Annotated in this window: 4 protein-coding genes; all 4 read right to left on the reverse strand. The window is 45.5% G+C overall.

Annotation, left to right across the window (positions count from 1 at the left end; all coding sequences use genetic code 11):
• Positions 1-214 precede the first annotated feature (214 nt).
• Entirely contained in the window at positions 215-439 is a 225-nt protein-coding gene (locus FTU34_RS17450; RefSeq protein WP_000743213.1) for a hypothetical protein, read from the reverse strand.
• Positions 436-1,173 (reverse strand): recombinase family protein, encoded by a 738-nt coding sequence (locus FTU34_RS17455; RefSeq protein ID WP_001366550.1) that lies wholly within the window; start codon positions 1,171-1,173, stop codon positions 436-438. The genes FTU34_RS17450 and FTU34_RS17455 overlap by 4 nt, the downstream gene beginning before the upstream one ends.
• Positions 1,174-1,321: 148 nt before the next feature.
• Positions 1,322-2,488, reverse strand: coding sequence for a tetracycline-inactivating monooxygenase Tet(X3) (locus FTU34_RS17460; RefSeq protein ID WP_024160783.1), 1,167 nt, complete (start codon positions 2,486-2,488; stop codon positions 1,322-1,324).
• A gap of 189 nt (positions 2,489-2,677) precedes the next feature.
• The gene (locus tag FTU34_RS17465; protein WP_015060916.1) at positions 2,678-3,343 is read right to left on the reverse strand and encodes a tyrosine-type recombinase/integrase; all 666 of its coding nucleotides are present in this window, start codon (positions 3,341-3,343) and stop codon (positions 2,678-2,680) included.
• Between the last annotated feature and the right edge of the window lie 176 nt (positions 3,344-3,519).

The following is a 3,519-nucleotide window of genomic DNA, read 5'->3' on the forward strand; positions in this document are numbered from 1 at the left end:
GCATGTTCCGCGTCCTTGCAATACTGTGTTTACATACAGTCTATCGCTTAGCGGAAAGTTCTTTTACCCTCAGCCGAAATGCCTGCCGTTGCTAGACATTGCCAGCCAGTGCCCGTCACTCCCACTCGATTGTAAACAAGCACACAAAACCCTTTAGTGACAACAATTTGCAAGAACTATCAGGCTCAGTGCCATGAAAAATACCATGACCAGATCATGAGGTTGAACACGGCTTGCGCCGGCAGCGTTCACGCTCCTGGTCGGCGATCTCGCCCGGCTGCAATGCTAGCTCAGCATCGGTCATGCGCTCCAGCACGTCGCGTAGGCGGATGGTGCAAGGAATGGGCGGCAGCTCGAACTCATAGCCGCCGGCGATCATTTCGGCCGCAATCTCCTCGGTGATGAAAAACGGCTCGTCGTCTTGGTTCGGCTTCTTCATGCCCTTTCCTCCTGGCGCTCATCCTGGCCGACAGCGGCCAGGGCATCGGCTTCCGTCAATGCGTCCTCCACGAACGCGCCGTGCTGCTTCGCTTCGGCCTGGCTGACCTCGGCCCATATCCGTTTCACCTGGGCCGCACTGTACCCGGCCAGCTCGGCGGTCTTGTTGATGCTGTAGCCGGACTTGCGCAGCGCGACAACTTGGGCGCGGCGCTTCGGATCAGCACGGCGGCCCTTGTACCGCCCGGCCTGGCGGGCCAACTCAATGCCTTGGCGCTGGCGTTCGCGCCTGTCCTCGTAGTCGTCGCGGGCCATCTGCAAGGCCAGGCGAAAAAGCATGATCTGCACGGCTTCCAGCACGATCTTGGCGACGCCCTGGGCCTCGGCCGCCAGGTCGGATAGATCGACCACGCCAGGGACGGCCAGGCGTGCGCCTTTGGCCTGTATCGAGGCCACCAGGCGCTCGGCCTCGGGCAAAGGTAGGCGGCTGATGCGGTCGATCTTCTCGGCAATGACCACCTCGCCGGGCTGTAGGTCGCCGATCATGCGCAGCAGCTCAGGCCGGTCGGCGCGTGCGCCGGATGCCTTCTCACGGTAGATGCCGGCGACGTAGTAGCCGGCGGCCTTCGCGGCCGTAGTGATCGCCTCTTGGCGTTCCAAGTCCTGCGCGTCGGTGCTGACGCGCAGATAGACCCGCGCCACCATCGGCGCGGCTACTGGCTTCGTCCTGCGCATACTTGCGGGCTCCTTTGGGCATACTCAAATGCACCCATCTTAAACTGGCAGCTAATGTACAAAAGTTGATAGAAGCACACAAGTTCAATTTTGCACTTCTGCCCCACTATTGCAAAACTGCTTGTTAGTAGCCGTTTTTTCTTACTGTTTATAGATTCAATAATTTTTGAAACGAAAAATTGGGACTAAACATTTCGGTTTCGTTTTCTGTCGATTCGTCCTGCGTATCTTTTGCATAAACAAACATTTGTTGTTCGTAGTTTTCGATGGCATTTTCAATACTTGTAAATTCTCCGTTTGTAAGGTTTTCAGACAATATCAAAGCATCCAATAATCCCGTATTTACACCCTGTCCTGCAAAAGGCGACATCAAATGAGCAGCATCGCCAATCATTGTTATGGGTAATGGACGGTTACTTTTCCAATCATTGTTCAAAGGAAATTTCCTTGTGGGCAAGCATTGAAATGTTGATACCGAACGTATTAATTGTTTGTAAACTTCACTCCATTTGGAAAATCTTTTCAATAAAAAATCGGCAACGCTGTTTCTGTCCTGAAAATCTAAGGGAATTTTATTTTTCCATTCATCGGGCGTTTTAAAACTAATTCCTAAATACAATGCACCATTATTATTGGGATTGGCAAACAATAAAATGCCCTGATGTCCCGCCATTAATCGGTTGCCGTTGCATAGCTGAAAAAATCCGGGACAGTTTATTTCCGGTTGAAGAATATCAGCTTGGATGTTGAAAGTACCGGTTTCTTCAACTTGCGTGTCGGTAACAAAGCTCCTTATTTTCGACATTCCACCATTGGCAAGAATAACCAAATCTGCTGTTTCACTCGGTTTATTCTCAAAAGTTAGTGTCCACTTCTTCTTACCAGGTTCAAGCATAACAAGTTTTCTATCCCAAATAACCGTGTCGTTTTCTAAACTATTCAACAAGATAGCCCTTAAGTCATTTCTGTTTATTTCAGGATTGTCAAATCGATTTTCGGGCTTTACATTTTTTGTGGATAAAATATTGCCTTTTTCATCAGCAATATTTACACCCATTGGTAAGGCTAAGTCATAATAAGTTTGTAACAATCCCGCTTTTTTCATTGCTTCCTGACCTGAACCTTTGTGTAGGTCAAGGGTTCCACCAAAAATTCTTGCCTCTCGGTCGTTGTCTCTTTCGTAAACTGAAACGTCTATGCCGTTTTGCTGTAATAATTTTGCCATAGTCAGTCCAACGGGTCCACCACCAATTATTGCAACGTTCTTATCACTAAGTAAATTCATTTGTTTGTCTGTATCTATTCGCATTGTCATTCAAAAATGGCACATAACAAGTGGCTATACGCCAAATGGCGTATATATCCACTATATCTTATTTTGCTAAACCTTTCATTATCAGTGACAAATCCGTTTTCAACCGTTTACCGTTCGTTTCTACTCTCTCAAAAGGATTTATATTCATAGTGCTTTTTGTTAAGTTTTGCTCAAATATACAAATCCTTTCTATATATCTAACAAATCCATCGGACTTTTTAATTGTTCCATTCCCTTGGTGGTAATATGTGTATAAACCTCAGTTGTTTTACTGCTTGAATGACCTAACAACGATTGAATATAACGTAAACTCGTACCATTCTCAAGCAAATGCGTTGCAAAGCTATGTCGTAAGGTATGTACAGTAACTTCCTTTTGAATCTTTGCTTTTAAAACAGCTGCTTTAAAAATGTTTTGAATACTTCGGCTTGAGTATGCGCCACCTTTTTGACCTTCAAATAAATAATCTTTTGGTTTATATTCCATAAAGTATGTTCTTAAAATAATTAATGTTTTCTCAGATAAAATGGTATAACGATCTCTTTTTCCTTTTGACTGTTCTATACGAATTTGCATGCGCTTGGAGTCAATGTCTTTTATTTTCAGGTTTATACATTCAGAAATGCGCAAACCTGCCGAATAAATAGTCATCAGAATAGCCTTGTGTTTCACGTTTTCAATAGCGCGTAGTACCCGAATGGTTTCTTCTTCACTCATCACAACAGGAAGTGTTTTTTCTTTTTTTGGTCTTTCGATGAAATATGTTTTCCGTTGTCCACCCAAAACACGTTCGTAATAAAACTTAATCGCATTGATTGCCTGGTTTTGATAAGATATTGAAACTTTTCGCTCCATAACCAAATGTCGGAGAAATGATTGTATATGTCCTTCATTCAATCGATCGACGTATAGGAAGAATAAACGCCCTTTTCACCCAAGTCCAACAGCTTTGGACCGCAGTTGACTCTTTCGACACCCCTGCGATGCAACCCAATCCGGCTGACGGGGAGCCAGCAACGCTGAAAATTTAC

Origin of the sequence: Acinetobacter sp. YH12094 (genome assembly GCF_013419295.1) — a bacterium.
Classification (GTDB): Bacteria; Pseudomonadota; Gammaproteobacteria; order Pseudomonadales; family Moraxellaceae; genus Acinetobacter; species Acinetobacter amyesii.

Coding starts and splice junctions, on each gene's coding strand:
- FTU34_RS17465 (WP_015060916.1), bottom strand. CDS start 3,343: ATGGAGCGAAAAGTTTCAATATCTTATCAAAACCAGGCAATCAATGCG.
- FTU34_RS17450 (WP_000743213.1), bottom strand. CDS start 439: ATGAAGAAGCCGAACCAAGACGACGAGCCGTTTTTCATCACCGAGGAG.
- FTU34_RS17455 (WP_001366550.1), bottom strand. CDS start 1,173: ATGCGCAGGACGAAGCCAGTAGCCGCGCCGATGGTGGCGCGGGTCTAT.
- FTU34_RS17460 (WP_024160783.1), bottom strand. CDS start 2,488: ATGACAATGCGAATAGATACAGACAAACAAATGAATTTACTTAGTGAT.